Here is a 15,516-nt window from a genome sequence, read left to right on the forward strand (position 1 = left end):
TCGTCTAAATCAGTCCCTAAATTTCACTTCGAACGGTTGTTCCATTCCGCAAAAGGGCACCGCCTTGCCCGCCTTTTCGGCCGGAGTAAACGTCATGCGAGAAAGGGCTTCTCGACCCGCCTGCGCAAGGCCAGAACCTGCAGGAGATTCTTCAAGCACCTTGATGTCGTAGGCCTTACCGCTTACGTCCACGCAAAAGCTCAGGCGGAGCGTCGCATCGATTTCGCTATCGCGAATCTTGGGAGGTACCTGGAAATTCGCCATGCTACGGCTTTCGGGTTTCTTGTCGACATCGCCCTTTTCCGTCGAAAGAGCACCGCCACGGAAATCGGCCACCAGGTCGCGGCTTACGGCAGCGCCGCCGTTACCCGAAGCGGCACCCAAATTCATCGCAAAACGCGGGCCCGCCTTGGGTGAACGGGAATTTGACTTCATGCGATTGGGCTTGCGGGCAGGCTTTTTCTTTTCGACCTTTTTCTCGACTTCGTCCACCTTCTTGATCGCGACTTCGGTCTTGGTGTATTTCTTTTCATGGAACACCTTGCCCGTCAGGAACAAGTTCGCCATCGTCACCGAGAACACGAGAAGCATACTTGCGAGAACCGCTGCAAGCAAAATGCTAAAACGCTTCACTAATTTCTTCAAAAACTTCAACATTACAAAGCCCTAGATCCTTCGACTTCGCCCGATTCTATCGCTTCGCTCTAGAATGACAGGCTACGCTCAGGATGACACTTCCATTTTTCATTCTTCATAACTCACGGCCCTTCGGCAGGCTCAGGGACCTTAATAAGGTTAACGAGCTAGCGAAGCTCTGGATCCCCTAACCACTAATCACTAACCACTGTCTACTAATTCTACTCCGCTTGCGCTGCGATGGAGACCTTTTTTACTCCGGCCAAGTTGCACATGTCAATCACCTGCACCAGCACCCCCGTTTCCGCTTCCTTGTCCGCAATCACGACCGCTTCACGGTCCGGGGCCTTCGCAAGCGACTGTTTCAAGATATCCTGCAGACTCGCCAAATCCACCTGGCGTTCGTTCATGTGAATCGTGCCTTCGCGCGTAATGGCAATCAGCAGGTTTTCCTTTTCGAGCTGGCTTGCAGACTGTGCCTGCGGCTTAGTCACGTCCACACCCGTTTCGCGCGTGAACGAAGACGTCACCACAAAGAAAATGAGCAAGATGAACACGATATCCATCAGCGGGCCCATTTCGATGCCCATGTCTTTCTGCTTTTTTCTCGGCAAATTGAATTCCATAACTAGCCTTCAGCCTTTTTCTACAAAATAATTCTCTATTACAGTCGCGCCGAGTTCCATCTTCTGGCGCAAAATTTCAACACGTTCATCCAGGCGCTGTTTCAGAAGCGTGAGCGGGAATGCGACAAGCAAACCACTCTGCGTCGAAATCAGCGCTTCGGAAATGCCATCGGCCATGAGCACCGGGTTCTGGTTTCCATAAAGCGTAATCACTTCAAAGGTCGAGACCATGCCCGTCACGGTTCCAAGGAGCCCCAGGAGCGGTGCCGCCGAGGCCATCACCGACACAATGTGGTTTCCCTGCTCCATGTAGCGCACCGTTTTCATCATGCGCACTTGCATGTAGTCGCGGAAACCTTCGGGATTTTCATTCGCCACCTTAATCGCATAGCTCAGCTCGCGGCCCAAAAGTCCGCCACGCTTGCGGAGTCTGCGCAGGGCCTTTTCGACACTCGGGGGTTCCGCATTCTTTTCATATTCTTCGTTACCGCCGTTCAAGTCAAGGCGCATACGCTTGATGACCCTGTGAATGTCGGCGCGGAAGAAATCACTCCCGATACGGAACCAGCTCGAAAACAGGAAGTAGAATCCGATAACGCCCGCCAAGAGAATCGGGAGCATGACCACACCGCCCGCCTGGTAGGTGTTCTGCAAGGACTCCAGGAATATGTAATGCGTGTTGCTCATAAAATTCAACTAGAGATTGCTTCGCTACGCTCGCAATGACATTTAACGTGTCGTTCGCAACGATTTTTCATATCCGCTCGCAATGACGTTTAATCCTTCTTCCCGAAGATTCGGTTCAAAAGCGAGGTGCTCTGCACATACATTTCGCTCGTGACCTTTTCAATCTTTTCGCTCAAGAGGCCGTGCAAAATCATCACCGGAATGGCAATCACCAAGCCCGTTTCCGTCGTCACCAGGGCTTCGGAAATGCCGCCAGCCAAGACGCGGGCATCGTTCGTGCCGACTTCGGTAATCACGGTAAACAACGTAATGATACCGGTCACCGTACCGAGCAAGCCAAGCAGCGGGGCAATCGTCCCCATGGCAGCCAACAGGCCCATGCGGCGTTCCAATTTCGGCTGTTCTCGCAACATTGCCTCTTGCAGCGAACGTTCAGCATCTTCACGCTTGTCGCGGGCGCGGTTCAGCACGGCAAATAGCACCAGCGAAAGGCTCGTTTCCTTTTTCAGGCAAAGGTTTGCGGCATCTTCGTAACGGGATTCCTTGACAAGCGCATTCAGCTTTTTGAGGAAGCGGCGACCCAGATGTCCGCGGAAAGAGAGCACCAAGAAGCGTTCCAAGCAAAGGAGCAAGGCAAAGATTGCCACCAGCATGAGCGGGTACATCACAATACCGCCCTTCTTGAAGAATTCCTTGAACTGTTCAGTCACCGTGAGTTCCTTGGTGTCGGTAATCGCATTCTTTATCGCCTTGTTCTGGAGCACGTCCAGCGGAATCACGACTGTCGCAGCACCTTCGGCATTCCCGGCCTGCACCACAGCCTGCTTTACGTTACCGGCCATTTCGGGCGGGAGCGTAGCGTTCCATTCGAAAACCTTGCCCTGCAAGGCGCCAGAACGGAGCAACGCCTGCACATCGCCATTATCCTGTGCGACTTCGCCAAGAAACACGGTACCCAGACGCAAGCGGTTCACCTTCACATCGGGGCGACTCCCCACTTGCGAAACTTCGCGACCGTAAGACTGCGTATACGTCAGTTCGTGGCGAATCAGCAAGTCATCCATAAAGCCCTGCACGGCGCCGATGGTATTCGGGACCTTCTTGTCCGCTTCGGCGGCAGCCTGCCTAAGCCTAATCAGGCGACCGTTCATACCGACCGGGTAATCGCCCATGACATCGCCAAGCGTCTTGTCGACAGAAAGCTTCACCTGCGTATTCAAGGCATCGTATGCGGATTCTTCGGACTGAGCCTTTTCTTCGGCTTCTTCGGTCAGACTCTTACTCGCCGCAACCTCTTCGCTCACGCGGCCCAAATCCGTAGATAGCTTGGAATAGCGGGCGTCGAGTTCGCGCGAGGCCGTCTGGTGTTCTTCGGTCAGCTGCGACTCGGCATAACGCTTGCGCCAGTGTTCGGCTTCGAGCTTTTCAAGCGAATCGGCCTTCTGCAGACGAATACGGGTAAGCGCATCCACTTCGCGCTGCAAGTTACGAACTTCTTCCAGCTGCAGGGAATCCTTGATTCGCGCCTGGTCTTCGGCAGAGGCCTTCTTTTCGCCCGAACCCGACCACGGCCACGCAAAAGCAGATGTCACCGAAAGGAAAAAGATTGTTGCAAATAATGCGACTCTGGATCCCGTCAGTCGCGAAGCTCCTTCCAGGATGACATTCCCCTTCGACCCTTCGGCCCCTCGACAAGCTCGGGGACCTTGATAAGGGTTGTGAACTTGCCAAAGCACGCTCTCGTCTCTCGTCTCTCGTCTTTCGTCTAACATTATCTTTCACCCCCCACCACAGAAAGGCTTACGGGCAGCTTCACGACCTGAGGCGGCTTTTTCGCCTGCTTCACGTCGAGCGCGAGCTTTACCGCAGCACGTTCTTCCAAATTCAAATCTTCGTTCCATTCGTAGACGATCTTGCCATCTACCATCTTGCGCACGAGCGTTCCGAAAACGGTGCCATTGTCGTCGCTGTAAACCATCCACTGGTTACCGATGCGTAGAATCGCAGCATTAATGAGTTCGCCGTCTTTACGGGTCAGCGGACTGTTGATAATCGCCACCTCGTCGCCGAACTTGGTTTCTTCGGCTACAAGCGACTTGAGGCGAGAAAAGGCTTCTTCTTCGCTGGCGTTACCGCTTTCGATATCGCGGGTGAGCGATTTGACGCGGTCTAGCCTGCTTTCGCGTTCCCAGGGAAGCGTCTGCGCGACTTGCGCCTCTAAACGCTTGCTAATGCCAACGAGTTCCGCACGCAACGCCTTGCGCTTTGCAGCCACGTTGTCACTCTTGTTTTTTGCACGGGCCTGTTTGTTACGTTCCGTCTGCAAACTAGCGGCCACGTTCCTGATTTTTGCGTTCAGGGTATCGATTTCGTTGCGACGGCGTTCCGTATCGGCCTTGTAGCGGGCCTGCAACGTCTTGTAGCGGGAATCATCCGCCTTGAGCATCGAATCGGTCGAGGCAATCTGGCGGTTCAGTTTCTGAATCTCGGAATTCAGCTTGTCTTTTTCGAGTTTCAGATCGCGAATTTCGGCTTCACGGTCGGCAAACGCAGCCCCCGAAAACAGGAGCACCACAAGCACAAAAGGCGCAAAGGACGATATTTTCAAATGTTTCATAGCTTTCCACAATAAGTTGGACATCGAAATTTACATATTTAAAACACCCGTTCTCCCACAAAGTGTCACCCGAAAGGCCCATTTTTCTCTTTTTTTTAACATTCCTCCCAAAGCACACCTGGAGAACAGTTTATTCCGCGCGACATTATTTTAATATTGACATAACATAAAAAATGTCTATATTTATTTTTACAAAAAACAGAGGTGTTTTATGAAAAGTTTGATTTCAAAACGGATCGTTTCGGCCGGCGCCATCGCCACTCTCGCACTTCTCGCCGCCTGCGGTGACGACTCCAGCAGTTCCGCCACCCCCGACGATCAGAACAGCTCCAGTTCCGAAGAAATTTCCAGTTCTTCCGCCAAGGAATCCTCTAGCAAGGACAAGAGCAGCTCCAGTGTCGCGAAAAGTTCCGACTCCAAGATCGAAAGCTCTTCCGAAAGCGCCGAAAGCAAGGAGATGATTTCTTGCTACATGTATATTGTTGACGCAGATGACGCCGACGACATCGAAGAATCCTGCATGGAAACTCCCGTTGACAATCCCAAGGCCGATTCGTTGAAGATCATGTGCAAAGAGCTTAAAAGTATGTTCACGGAAACCGCTGCCAGCAAGGCTGAACTCGGCAAGGGATGCCCCGCACAAAAGCCCAAACCGCTCTACTCCTGCAATACGGAAGACTACCTGGGCGACAATAAAAACGTACCGGAAAACGTAACTTACCATTATTACACTTTGGATAGCGACAGGTCCAAGCTGGTCGTCAAGGGCGACAAGCTCTCCACATGCGAAAACCTCATCGACTTCGAAAATACCGAAGACGAGGAAGAAGAAACGGAAATAGTATCCTGCTACATCTACTTCACCGATAGCGAAACCAGCGAAGCCGAAGAATTCTGTGTAGAATCCGTCACGAGCGATACCTACGCCGAGTCCATCGAATCCTTGTGCGACGACGCCAAGGAAGCCCTCAGCGAAGAAGACGATGCCAAGGTCATATTCGGCAAGGGATGCCACGAAATAAAATCGGAACCTCTCTACAGCTGCTTCGCAGGGGAATACGTTAGCGAAGGTGGCAACGACGAAGAACATGTTCTAGTCTATAACTACTACACCCTCAATAGCGAAAAGGCAAGCTTGGTAGTCGAAGGCGACAAGGATGCCACCTGCGCAAACCTCCTCGAAAGCGAACTCAGTGACGACGAAGAAGAAGAGGAAGCCTCCCTCCCCGAACAGGACCCCAACGGTTCCGAAGGTGAAGAATAACTTCGGCGAAAAAGCCCTATTACACGGAAGGCCCTTAGCGGGGCCTTTTATTATATTTAGGCAGAAGAAAAACTAAGAAGGTAGCTTATGAATTTCACAAAGAAATCGCAGAACCGGATTCCGAACTCCAGAATGACTTCATCTTGGAAGGGAGCCACCGTAGCCCTGTCACTTGCCATGGCCCTCGCGGCCTGCAGCAACGACACCCTGGACGTGTCTTCGGCAGTGACTTCAGGAACAAGTTCCAACAAAGAAATCATCACGGAACGCACGGCTCCGGCCTTCCTGAAAAAAGGGGACAAGATCGCCCTCATTTCGCCCTCTTATACCACACCCGATTCCACCGTCAAGGCAACCGCCGATGTCATCAAGAAATGGGGTTTTACCCCCGTCATCGGGAAAAACGTAGACAAGCTTGACGCGGGCAAGTATGCGGGCACCGTCGAGGAACGCGCCGCCGACTTTACCAACGCACTCAAGGATACAAGTATCAAGGCCATTCTCTGCAACCGCGGCGGTTATGGCACCATCCAGCTGGTGGACCTCGTCGAACCTAAGCTTATCAAGGAAAATCCCAAGTGGGTCATCGGCTACAGCGACATCACGACGCTGCACGCCATGCAGACTGAAGCGGGCGTCATGAGCATTCACGGCACCATGAGCTCAAGCATCGCAAAGACCGGCGGCAAAGATGAAAACAGTACGCTCCTGCGCGACCTGCTCAAGGGCGAAGTTCCTACATACAAGGTTCCCAAGCATAAGTACAACCAGAACGGAAAAGCCGAAGGCATTCTCGTAGGCGGCAACATGTCGACCTTCGTCCCGCTTATCGGAACTTCCGACATAGACGTTTTCCAGAACGACGGCATTATCCTCTTCATGGAAGAAATCGGCGAAAACCTGCGCAACATCGACCGCATGTTCCATTCGATTGAACTGCACGGTGTCATGGAGAACGTGAAGGGCGTTATCCTCGGCGAATTCGTCGATTCCGGCACCGACCTCGACTACGAAAGCACCGAGGCCATGCTCTCCCAGTACCTCGAGAAATACGACATTCCCGTCATGTGCGGTTTCCCGGCTGGCCACGACGACGTGAACCTTCCGCTCGTGATGGGCGCAAAGGTCAAAATGAATGTTTCCAGCAAGGGCGCCACGCTCGCCTTCGACATCGACGGGAAAAAGAAAGAAGTCGAAACAAGCAAGCTAACGTCACAGACAAAGTCTTCCAAGGCGCTTCTCAAGATGCTTTCGGGCAAGACGTTTGCCGTCGAAGAATAAAGCAGAAACGCAAGCCATAACCGTATAAAAAAATCCGCATTGACATCATCGTCATGCGGATTTTTATTTTAAATCGACAAGAAATTTCGATTAGCGCTTAAATGGATTTCTGCTAGAAACTTGCCAAGGCAACACCTCGACGTAAATGTAACAAAACATCGTGCAGGTGCAATTTTTCAACAGGCGTTATTTTTCAATTACCGGCAAGACGCCTCGCCGTCGTCAAGTTCACACCAGTTCGAGCATATCGGATAATAAAACTCGTTTTCAGAGTCCATTCCAACATACGCCGGCTGACTGCAGACTTCTTCAATTTCGCGATGGATGATGCTTGACTTCTGTTCTTCCAGATAGTAACGGCTCACCAAGGCAGAACGACATTGAGCATAGCTTTCCAAGTCCCAGTCACGGTCGGCGCACCATATCCACAGGTATTCCTTGCAGTTGTTCTTTTCGGAGTCTTCCAGACATTCCTTTTCGAGTTCGGAACAGTCCGCGATATGGTTACTTTCAAAGTTGCTCGCGACACAGTAGCGCTTGAGTCCATCGGCATACGCTTCGGCCTTGTCTTCGGCATTGACCGTATCGGGCAGGAAAAGCGACCACTTCGTAGTATCGAGCATCATCGCCGCCTTTACATGCGAAGGATAGCACGCCTTGACGCCCCTGTTGATATAATAGGAAGAATCCCTATAACCTTCGTATGCATACGCATTCGCTCCAAGCAAGCCACTGGAACGATAATCACCGGAGAGAAGCGAATTTCCCGCACAGACGGCATCCTCGTAAAGCCTGCAGCCCCTAGAATCCCAGCTATCCGCAAAATCACCCGACTTGTTTTCGCAATTGTGAATCGCAATATGGTCCAGTGCGACGCCATCACCGACTACATCCAGGAAAAGAGAGGTTTTCGACGTTCCGAAAAATACGCCCATGCCGTTTTCAATATTCGATTCCGGCACAATTCGCGAATCGCTCACCGACTCTTTCACCTTCCCTTCGTAATCTACATACGCGTGGTCGGTTGTATACAAATTCACATAAACCCGACCCAAGGGCAGCATCATGTTCATCAAGTAAAGCGTATCCAAGCTATTGAACCCTGCAATCCTGCGGTTTTCCGTAAAGCCGAAATTCTGTTCACTTTCAAGCGGGTCATGCATTGCAATTCCCCGATACCCCGCAGAATCCGCTTCGGTCATTCCACTGAACATTTCGTTGATGGTCGTATTGACAGATTCCTCGTTTTCGATGCCATAATACAGCACCGACACGACACCGCCCACCGTCTTGTCGTAATCAAGGGCGCATTTCACGAACTCCATATCCATCGGATATTCGAGGAACTTGAAGCGATATTCATTGTACTTGTTGGCTTTATGCCACTCATAGCCGCCATCTTGCAAAGGGACATTCAGCCCCTTGACTTCCACCGGGTTCGGAATCGTCGCCACGGCCTGGTAGCGGGATTCCACCTTGTGCCCTGCGCTGTCCCATTCGAAATAGGCGTCCAGCTTATAGGATTCACCAACAATTCCCGCGTAGCCGCTTTTAGAGAAACAGTTCGCTCCAGAAAGCACAAGGGTCGTATCCACCTCTTCTCGCCGATAGCTGAAACGCCCCTTCAGCGTGACATGGGCGCTATCGTAAAACGCAAAGCTTTCTGCAGAAGCCTCGTCCAGCTCGTAGACCTTCGAAAAGCAGATTTCAGGGTCAGAAAAATCGGACACGTAGCCGTAAGTGTAAATTCCCGTGTAGATTTCGCGTTCCTCGGGGAAATATTCCCACGGGCCGTTAAAGTCACAGGCCGAAATCGAAAGGCCAAGGACCGCAAGAAACGAGAATTTAAGCAACTTTTTCATTTTACCCTGCAAATTTACATAATTAAAACACCCGAACTCCGCGAAAGTGTCACCACTATTTCATTTTTAGAGCGGGATCGGAGAATCTTAAATACGCAAAGGGAACATTGAAGGCGACTTAGGCAAAGCTGATTCCGAACGACTTGGGAATCACGATTTCCCTATAGACATTCATCAAGTAGTCATCAGTCATTCCAGAAACGTAGTCGGCGACAACGCGCAGTTTCGACGTGGACTCCTTATATTCATTGCTCATCGAATCGAACCAGTGATTAATCGTAGTGACATTTCTACCAGAACCGAGTTCCCCGAGACATTCCTCCAGGACCGCCCGGAACATCGCCTTGATTTTTTCGTCCTGCGAGGACTTTTTCGGATTATGGTAGATGTTCTCGTAATTCCACTTTTTCAGTCGGTCGAGCGCCTCGAAAACAGCTGGCGAAAAAGAAAGTGAATCCTTGTCGATGCTGTTGCTGACAAGGTCCGTAATGAGCGTATTGACAATCTCCTTATTTGTACCGCCAAGAACTTCCGTAATTTCCTTAGGGAGGTCATCGCGCTTCACCAGTTTCAATATAATGGCATCCTCGATGTCGCGGCCAACGTAGGCGATTACGTCCGAAATCCTCATGACGCAACCTTCTAACGTCATCGGGACCATGTCCTTTGATTTAAAGGTTCCGCCTAGGCTTTCGCGGTATTCCGTCAGCAATTTTTCGGGAGTCTTGTTCCGATCGCAGCCATATTCATTTTTCAGAATTTCGCCGTTGTGACAGATGATTCCGTCGAGCACCTGTGCGGTAAGGTTCAGCCCCTTGCCGTACGCTTCGAGGTCGTGGAACAGCCTAAAGCTTTGAACGTTGTGTTCAAAAACGCCTTCGCCCTGCTCCTGCAAAAATCCCGAAATAATCCGTTCACCGTCATGTCCAAAAGGAGTGTGGCCAACATCGTGCCCCAACGAAATCGCCTCGATCAAGTCCTCGTTCAAGTTCAAGAAACGCCCGATGGTTCGCGCAATTTTGGAAACCAGCTGCACATGCAACACGCGGTGCGTGATGTGGTCATTTTCGACAAGGTAAAACACCTGCGTCTTGTCGATGTAACGGCTGTAGCAATAGGAATGGATAATCCTATCCGAATCATGAAAAAAGCTCGGGCGGATATCGTCTTCTGCATTTCGAAGCCAAATCGCATCCGAAGACTTGCAGGCATAAGGGGCAAGCATCCGCTCCCTATCCTTCTGGCGAGATTCAATCTGATTCTTGACGGCAGCATTCCATTCCATAAGGCGACTCCACTAAACAACTTTATATTGGCAAAATATAATTTAACTTACGAATAAAGACCGCAGCGGCTAGGCTACGGTCTTTAGATGTTTATGGATCCCCTCCCGCGCTTCGCTTGGTCGAGGATGACTCGTAATGTAAAGGCCCTTCGCTTCAACTTCGCCCTGCACAGGCCCTTCGGCAGGCTCAGGGACCTACAAGGTTAGCGAGCTTGCGAAGCGTGAGCTTGTCGAACCACAGTGCAGGCAGGGACCTTACCAGATTTTCACGCGGTCTTCCGGCTTCACGTAAAGTTCGTCTCCCGGTTCTACACCGAATAGCGTGTACCAGTCATCTATAAGGCGCGAAATACCATTCACGCGGACATGGTCGGCTGCATGTTCATCTATTTTATGATATTCTAAAAGAGTCTCTTCGTCGGCATCGGATTGCCAAAGGTTGGCGAGCCCCAAGAAAAACTCACGCTGCCGATGACGTAGTTCCTCGTCCGTAAGGCCATCGGCTTCCAACTTATCGTTCCACACCTGCCAGGCGAGATTGAATCCTCCCAAATCGGCAATATTTTCATCCAATGTTTTCTCTCCGTCCGTTTTTACACCGGGCAAAACTTCCAGGTCACTATAGAGATCAACCATCTGTTTCTTGCGTTCTTCAAATTTTTTTTCGTCTTCAGCAGTCCACCAATTTGATTTTGTTCCGGTTTTATCATAAGTTGCCCCAAATCCATCAAAGCCATGCGTCATTTCATGACCGAACACGCAAAGCGTTACATAGCGCATCACATCGTCATTATCTTTAGGGAAGAGCTCGCTACGAATAAAGGCGGGGAAAATGAAAATTTGATTGAGTTCAGCTAGATACATGGCATTTACATTATCAATGCCTATCCCTGCAAAACTATTCATCACAGACTCCCAGCCATAGTCTTTTGTTTTTTTACCCGCCAGGACCGTTCGCACATATTCATCAACCTGTCGACTATACTGTACAAAATCTTCAACAGGTGTTTTTCCGGTCAACTTAAAGTTGGCATTAAACATCTTTTCAGGAGCACAGACATTGAACTTCATGGCCTGTAATTTTTCTATTGCCTTCTGTTTCGTTGCCGTGCCGAGCCAATCAAGATTATTGATGCGATCCGTCATTTTTTCCCGCAACAGTTCTAGCATCTGATATGCACCATCAATATCGGCATCCTTGCAAAGAGCCGATGCTTGATAATCAAGGAATGTCGAAGGTAGGAGTTCATTCATATTCTCATAAATTTCTTCTGCAATTTTTTCCGTTTTAAACACAACCTGTCCAAGTCGATAAAGGGTATAGAACACCATGTAGTTATGCCAAGTCATAGCATCATACTTACCCAACATATCAAATACCTTTTCCACTTCAGGTAGGTAATAGGTCTGATTGTCAACATGGAAAGCCTTTTTAAATGCAGTTTCTAGATTTTTGCCACCAGCCGTCAATCCGCTACGAATGGTTAAGTTAGATGCAAGAAGAAGGGATGAATTTTTGACAATACGACTTTTACCTTTAAAAGATGGAACGGGATCCGACCAATCTTTCTGAAGCTCATGCAACTCAGTTTCAATATTCGCTATCGCCTTGATGGAAGACTTCATCTCCGAAGACGACACGTCATAGCCCCATTGCAAGAATGTCTCCATCACTTCCATCTTTATTCCTTCCATCGTCATAATTTCGAACGCATCTGAAGAAACAGCACTAACGCCAGGAATAAGCACATACTTCAGCGTTCCATTGATGTTGGTGATTTCATGACCGAAAATCGAGTTGAATTTCAAATCGGCGAGTTTTCCCGCATCATAAATCACATCTTCCATAGTGATGTCAGGATCATCATTTAGTAAAGACAACACATCGTTCACTGCGGCAGTTTCATCATCTGGAGACGGAGTCGGCCCTGCAATCAACTTCAAAATGTGTCCTGTTCCAGAAGATTTAGCACTGGACATGCCGTCATGCAAATCTTCTTTGATACTCATTTGGACATAGTCCATAAGTCCATCATCACTTTGAGAATGCTTTTTCAGCCACCTGCCGAGGGCGTATTTCCAAAAGGAATCGCCGGGCTTGACAGAACGGTCCATCCATTCGTCATGTAGAAATTTTTCGCCACTTAATTCTTCAGCGGCATCAAAAGATTCAGCCGAGGAACCATCAACATTGCTACAAGAAGTGAATACCGCTGTTCCCCAAACAAGAGAAACGGTCAACAGCCATCGGGTTATTTTTTTCATGATTGATTTTCCTTCTTAGATCTTAAACGTGACAAATATAAAAAAGACCGCAGCGGTTAGGCTACGGTCTTTAGATGTTTATGGATCCCCTCCCGCGCTTCGCTTGGTCGAGGATGACGTATCGATGCAAAGGCCCTTCGGCAGGCTCAGGGACCTTTATTTGACAACGATGTTCACGAGCTTGCCGGGCACGACAATGGACTTCACGACGGTCTTGCCTGCCATAAACTCCTTCATGCGGTCATTTTCCATGGCGAGCTTTTCGAGGGCGGCCTTGTCCATGTCCTTCGCGACAGATGCCTTCGCGCGGACCTTGCCGTTCACCTGGAACACGACTTCCACGGTGTTTTCCACGGCCTTGGAGTGGTCGGCTTCGGGCCAGGCGACGTTCGTGAGCGATTCGTTGTGACCGAGGATGCTCCACATTTCTTCGGCGATGTGCGGGGCAAACGGGTGCAGCAACTTCACGAAGGTTTCGCACGGTTCGCGGTAGCGCTTGTCCATCTTCATCATTTCGTTGTTGAAAATCATCAACTGGCTGATGGCGGTGTTGAAGCTCATGTTTTCGATGTCGCTTGTGACCTTGATGACGGTCTGGTGCATCACCTTCTCGATAGCTTCCGGAGCGGTTTCGTCAACGAACACCGGGGCTTCGTCAGAATCGCCCACCACGGAGCGCCAGGCGCGGCCGAGGAAGCGGTTCATACCTTCAATGCCCTTGGTCTGCCACGGCTTCACGGCATCCAGCGGACCCATGAACATTTCATACAAACGAAGACTGTCGGCACCGTAATCGCGCACCACATCATCCGGGTTCACGACGTTCTTCAGGGATTTACTCATCTTCGCCACAATCTGCTTGAGCTCGATGTCGGTTCCCTTCTTGAAGAACTTTCCGTTCTTTTCTTCGACTTCGTCGGTCGGGACCTTGGAGCCAGCGGCATCTTCGTAAGCGAAGGCGAGAATCATGCCCTGGTTGAAGAGCTTCTGGAACGGTTCGTCGGTAGAGACGAGGCCGAGATCGAACAGGACCTTATGCCAGAAACGGCTGTAGAGCAAGTGGAGCACGGCGTGTTCGGCACCGCCCACGTAGAGGTCCACGGGCATCCAGTACTTTTCAAGTTCCTTTGCGACAAATGCGTCGCCGTTGCAGGCATCGATGTAGCGGAGGTAATACCAGCAGGAGCCAGCCCACTGCGGCATGGTGTTCGTTTCGCGGATACCCTTGCGGCCGTTCTTGTCCGTGACCTGGAGCCATTCGGTGGCGTTTGCGAGCGGGGACTGTCCGCCGTCACCCGGCTTGTAGTCCTTGAGTTCCGGCAACAGCACCGGCAGTTCGGAATCATCGACGGTAGAGATTTCGCCATCTTCCCAGTGGATAATCGGGAACGGTTCGCCCCAGTAGCGCTGACGGCTGAAGAGCCAGTCGCGGAGCTTGTAGTTCACGGTGGCCTTGCCGATCTTGTTGGCTTCGAGCCATTCGATGACCTTCGCGATGCCCTGCTTCTTGTTGAGGCCGTTCAGGCAAAGCGTGTCGTTCTGGCTGTTGATGTAGGTGCCGTCAGCAGCCCAGCAAGCTTCACCGGCGAGGACCTTCGGGCGAACGTCTTCGGGGCAGCTTGCATCGGGTTCCATGATGCAAATGACAGGCAAATTAAAATTCTTTGCAAAGTCGAAGTCACGAGTATCGTGAGCAGGCACGGCCATGATAGCGCCGGTGCCATAGCCCGTCAAAACATAGTCGGCAACCCACACCGGAATCTTCGTGCCGGTAAGCGGGTTCACGGCATAAGAACCAGTGAACACACCGGTCTTTTCCTTGGCGAGTTCCGTACGGTCGAGGTCGCTCTTCAAGGCGGCGGCGTGCACGTATTCTTCCACGGCGGCCTTCTGTTCGGCAGTCGTGAGTTCCGGGACCATCGCGTGTTCCGGAGCGACGACCATGTAGGTTGCACCGAACAGCGTATCGCAACGGGTCGTGTAAACGCGGAGCTTCTTTTCGGTCGGCTTGCCTTCAGCGTCGGCAATCGGGAAATCCACTTCGGCACCGTAGCTCTTGCCGATCCAGTTCTTCTGCATGTCCTTCACGCCCTGCGGCCAGTCGAGCTTGTCGAGGCCCTTCAGCAGGCGGTCGCCATACAGCGGGATGCGCATGAGCCACTGCTTGAGGTTACGGCGTTCGACTTCCTTGGTGCCGCACTTTTCGTGAGAGCCGTCGTTCAAGACTTCTTCGTTGGCGCACACAATCTTGCAGTGTTTGCACCACCACACCTGAGCATCGGCGTAATAAGCGAGGCGCTTGCCGTCCTTGTACTTGCGGACTTCGGCAGCACCCTTAGCTTCAACATCAGCTGGGATCGGGAGTTCTTCAATCGGGCGGCCCTTCTGCTGGTCTTCATCGAACCAGGTGCCGTAAAGGCGCTTGAAAATCCACTGCGTCCACTTGTAATACTTCGGATCGGTGGTGTTGACTTCCTTGTTCCAGTCGTAAGAGAGACCAAGGCGCTTGATCTGGCGGCGGAAATTGTCGCAGTTTTTCTTAGTGGTAATGGCCGGATGCGTACCGGTCTGAATGGCGTACTGTTCCGCAGGGAGGCCGAATGCGTCCCAACCCATGGGGTGGAGCACATTGAAGCCACGGCTGCGCTTGTAGCGGCAAATGATATCGGTGGCAGTGTAACCTTCGGGGTGACCCACATGGAGTCCAGCGCCACTCGGGTACGGGAACATGTCCAGGCAGTAATACTTGGGCTTGGACTTATCGGTGCCCGTCTTGAAAGTTTCGTGAGCATCCCAGTAGGCTTGCCACTTGGTTTCGATTTCTTGCGGATTGTACTTAGCCATTATTTCCTCAGCAGTGAGCGGTGAGCAATGAGCGCGGAAACCTGCGGTTTCCTTTGAGCAATTTCTCATACCTCAAAGCACACGAAGTGTGCGACCTCATGGCTCATAGCTCTTTGTTTTTCGGGCTAAAATTTAGAAAAAAGAAAAAA

Annotated in this window: 11 protein-coding genes; 2 read left to right on the forward strand and 9 right to left on the reverse strand. The window is 51.0% G+C overall.

Annotation, left to right across the window (positions count from 1 at the left end):
- Positions 1–9 precede the first annotated feature (9 nt).
- The 5 genes from Q0W37_RS02165 to Q0W37_RS02185 form a co-directional block, all read right to left on the reverse strand.
- The gene (locus Q0W37_RS02165) at positions 10–657 is read right to left on the reverse strand and encodes an energy transducer TonB (protein WP_297698330.1); all 648 of its coding nucleotides are present in this window, start codon (positions 655–657) and stop codon (positions 10–12) included.
- Positions 658–857: 200 nt separating this feature from the next.
- On the reverse strand, positions 858–1,262 hold the full coding sequence (locus Q0W37_RS02170) for a biopolymer transporter ExbD (protein WP_297698332.1): 405 nt from the start codon (positions 1,260–1,262) through the stop codon (positions 858–860).
- 9 nt (positions 1,263–1,271) lie between these two features.
- Positions 1,272–1,949 carry a MotA/TolQ/ExbB proton channel family protein gene (locus tag Q0W37_RS02175; RefSeq protein WP_297698334.1) on the reverse strand — a complete coding sequence of 226 codons (678 nt, stop codon included), beginning with the start codon at positions 1,947–1,949 and terminating at the stop codon, positions 1,272–1,274.
- A gap of 89 nt (positions 1,950–2,038) precedes the next feature.
- Positions 2,039–3,685 (reverse strand): MotA/TolQ/ExbB proton channel family protein, encoded by a 1,647-nt coding sequence (locus Q0W37_RS02180; protein ID WP_297698336.1) that lies wholly within the window; start codon positions 3,683–3,685, stop codon positions 2,039–2,041.
- 35 nt (positions 3,686–3,720) lie between these two features.
- On the reverse strand, positions 3,721–4,566 hold the full coding sequence (locus tag Q0W37_RS02185) for a DUF3450 family protein (RefSeq protein ID WP_297698338.1): 846 nt from the start codon (positions 4,564–4,566) through the stop codon (positions 3,721–3,723).
- Positions 4,567–4,777: 211 nt separating this feature from the next.
- Between Q0W37_RS02185 and Q0W37_RS02190 the strand changes: the two genes are divergently transcribed.
- Together Q0W37_RS02190 and Q0W37_RS02195 are read left to right on the forward strand one after the other, a co-directional pair.
- Positions 4,778–5,830: a hypothetical protein gene (locus Q0W37_RS02190; RefSeq protein WP_297698340.1), complete on the forward strand. Its 1,053-nt coding sequence runs from the start codon at positions 4,778–4,780 to the stop codon at positions 5,828–5,830.
- Positions 5,831–5,917: 87 nt separating this feature from the next.
- Positions 5,918–7,111 carry an LD-carboxypeptidase gene (locus Q0W37_RS02195; RefSeq protein WP_297698342.1) on the forward strand — a complete coding sequence of 398 codons (1,194 nt, stop codon included), beginning with the start codon at positions 5,918–5,920 and terminating at the stop codon, positions 7,109–7,111.
- Between the two features lie 197 nt (positions 7,112–7,308).
- On the opposite strand, the gene Q0W37_RS02200 is transcribed toward Q0W37_RS02195, so the two are convergent.
- The 4 genes from Q0W37_RS02200 to leuS all read right to left on the reverse strand — a co-directional run bounded on the left by Q0W37_RS02200 (position 7,309) and on the right by leuS (position 15,367).
- On the reverse strand, positions 7,309–8,973 hold the full coding sequence (locus tag Q0W37_RS02200; RefSeq protein ID WP_297698344.1) for a hypothetical protein: 1,665 nt from the start codon (positions 8,971–8,973) through the stop codon (positions 7,309–7,311).
- Between the two features lie 118 nt (positions 8,974–9,091).
- The gene (locus Q0W37_RS02205; RefSeq protein ID WP_297698346.1) at positions 9,092–10,258 is read right to left on the reverse strand and encodes an HD domain-containing protein; all 1,167 of its coding nucleotides are present in this window, start codon (positions 10,256–10,258) and stop codon (positions 9,092–9,094) included.
- A 255-nt stretch (positions 10,259–10,513) separates the two neighbouring features.
- Complete coding sequence (locus Q0W37_RS02210; RefSeq protein WP_297698348.1) at positions 10,514–12,523, reverse strand: M13 family metallopeptidase; 2,010 nt, start codon at positions 12,521–12,523, stop codon at positions 10,514–10,516.
- 156 nt (positions 12,524–12,679) lie between these two features.
- On the reverse strand, positions 12,680–15,367 hold the full coding sequence (gene leuS / locus Q0W37_RS02215) for a leucine--tRNA ligase (RefSeq protein ID WP_297698402.1): 2,688 nt from the start codon (positions 15,365–15,367) through the stop codon (positions 12,680–12,682).
- Between the last annotated feature and the right edge of the window lie 149 nt (positions 15,368–15,516).

Origin of the sequence: uncultured Fibrobacter sp., assembly GCF_947166265.1 — a bacterium.
Classification (GTDB): Bacteria; Fibrobacterota; Fibrobacteria; order Fibrobacterales; family Fibrobacteraceae; genus Fibrobacter.

Coding starts and splice junctions, on each gene's coding strand:
- Q0W37_RS02165 (WP_297698330.1), bottom strand. CDS start 657: ATGTTGAAGTTTTTGAAGAAATTAGTGAAGCGTTTTAGCATTTTGCTT.
- Q0W37_RS02170 (WP_297698332.1), bottom strand. CDS start 1,262: ATGGAATTCAATTTGCCGAGAAAAAAGCAGAAAGACATGGGCATCGAA.
- Q0W37_RS02175 (WP_297698334.1), bottom strand. CDS start 1,949: ATGAGCAACACGCATTACATATTCCTGGAGTCCTTGCAGAACACCTAC.
- Q0W37_RS02185 (WP_297698338.1), bottom strand. CDS start 4,566: ATGAAACATTTGAAAATATCGTCCTTTGCGCCTTTTGTGCTTGTGGTG.
- Q0W37_RS02190 (WP_297698340.1), top strand. CDS start 4,778: ATGAAAAGTTTGATTTCAAAACGGATCGTTTCGGCCGGCGCCATCGCC.
- Q0W37_RS02195 (WP_297698342.1), top strand. CDS start 5,918: ATGAATTTCACAAAGAAATCGCAGAACCGGATTCCGAACTCCAGAATG.
- Q0W37_RS02200 (WP_297698344.1), bottom strand. CDS start 8,973: ATGAAAAAGTTGCTTAAATTCTCGTTTCTTGCGGTCCTTGGCCTTTCG.
- Q0W37_RS02205 (WP_297698346.1), bottom strand. CDS start 10,258: ATGGAATGGAATGCTGCCGTCAAGAATCAGATTGAATCTCGCCAGAAG.
- Q0W37_RS02210 (WP_297698348.1), bottom strand. CDS start 12,523: ATGAAAAAAATAACCCGATGGCTGTTGACCGTTTCTCTTGTTTGGGGA.
- leuS (WP_297698402.1), bottom strand. CDS start 15,367: ATGGCTAAGTACAATCCGCAAGAAATCGAAACCAAGTGGCAAGCCTAC.